Here is a 757-nt window from a genome sequence, read left to right as displayed (position 1 = left end):
ACCTTAGCGCCATTTACTATTGCCGCCAATATCACCGCACTGACAGCGCTTGATTATCTTGGTTTAGGCTTGATGCCACCAACACCAAGCTGGGGCGAGTTACTGCAGCAAGGTAAGTCCAACTTGGACTCTCCATGGATTGTGGCGTCTGTTGTGACGTCCATTGTACTGGTACTGGTGATGGTCACCTTTATCGGTGAAGCGATTCGAGCGGCATTCGACCCGAAAAAATTCACACGCTATGTTTAAGCATGCATTGTGAGCAAAACATAAAAAAGGGAAGTTTTATGAAAAGAATAATTTTAGCGTCCACGCTAAGCGCCCTAAGTTTTGGTGCGATGTCAGCGACGCTACCGACTGACTTAAACTGGCAAACAAACTGGGATGAGCCTCAATATGGCTCTCCTGAAGCAAAGCGTGGCGGGACTTACCGCACTTTCATGTCGAGCTTTCCTCAGACTCTACGCAGTGTTGGTCCTGATGCAAACTCTGGTTTACGTTCTTTCATCTTGGATGAAACTCCAGGGTTGGTGGTTCGCCACCCAGATACGCTTGAATTCATCCCTGAGCTAGCCAATGAGTGGGCATTAGCGGGTGACAATAAAACGGTTTATTTCAAACTGAACCCACAAGCTAAATGGTCGGATGGCAAGCCAGTCACGGCAGACGATTTTGTTTTTATGCTTAAGTTTTACCGCTCGAAAGACATTTTAGAGCCTTGGTACAACGACTATTACAACAAAACGGTTGCTGATGT

General features: G+C 46.6%; 1 protein-coding gene and 1 pseudogene. Both read left to right on the top strand.

The features are described 5' to 3' along the window. A pseudogene (locus tag R7Q09_RS25215) lies at nt 1-249 on the top strand (ABC transporter permease); the annotation flags it as partial. A 38-nt stretch (nt 250-287) separates the two neighbouring features. Beyond that, on the top strand, nt 288-757 hold a 470-nt coding region (locus R7Q09_RS25210), incomplete at its 3' end, for an ABC transporter substrate-binding protein (protein WP_318143828.1).

Source organism: Vibrio sp. 2130-1 (assembly GCF_033339515.1).
The sequence above is the reverse complement of the archived record's forward strand: the minus strand, read 5'-3'. Positions and strand labels throughout refer to the sequence as shown.